This is a genomic window from Blastopirellula marina, from assembly GCF_002967715.1.
Taxonomy (GTDB): domain Bacteria; phylum Planctomycetota; class Planctomycetia; order Pirellulales; family Pirellulaceae; genus Bremerella; species Bremerella marina_B.
Window position 1 is genome coordinate 1 of the sequence record NZ_PUIA01000045.1, and the last position, 734, is coordinate 734.

General features: G+C 59.1%; 1 protein-coding gene. It reads left to right on the forward strand.

Annotated features, from left to right (window positions below; genetic code table 11):
- Positions 1–734 (forward strand): transposase (locus C5Y96_RS16010; protein ID WP_158261258.1); only part of this gene is annotated, 734 nt, incomplete at both ends.

Here is a 734-nt window from a genome sequence, read left to right on the forward strand (position 1 = left end):
GCAATGCCGGGGCGATCCAGTCGAAGAAAGCAGGCTCGCAGCAAGCGTTACCGATCGCGTGCGGATGCGGCCAAGGCCATGACCGTTCAGTTGTTGGCGACCGTCTGCTGGCACATTGGCTCAGGCATGCCTGCGTGTTGGAAGCTGGCTTCTTCGCACGGAAGCGAACGTCAATCGGCCATCGACCTGCTCGATCAGTTGCCTTCCAAGGCACGGCTGGTAGCCGACGCCGAGTACGTCGGCCGGCCGCTCTGGTCGGCGATAATCGAATCGAAACGGAGCTTCGTGATCCGGGTCGGCTCGAACATTCGCTTGTTGCGGAAGCTTGATCCGTCTCTCAAACGCGACACCGAATGGGTCTATCATTGGCCGCACAAATCGCAATTGAAAGGCGAGCCACCGTTGCTTCTACGACTGGTGGCGGTGATCACCGAGCGTGGTTGGATCTACCTGCTAACCAACGAATGGAACTTGACCAACCAGCAAATCGCCGAGTTGTACCAGGCCCGCTGGGGCATCGAAGTCTTCTTCCGCACGGTCAAGCAAGACTGCGGCAAGGCCCGACTGCAATGCCGTACGCCCGAGAATGCACGGACAGAACTGAGTTGGACGCTGCTGGCCATTTGGGCTTCGCTGTTTGTAGCCAAGCGAAGCCTGCACGAAGCGAAAGTCCCGCTCAACAAGCTCAGCCCAACTCGCGTGATCGACCTGCTGCAGGCAGCAATGCGTGACCT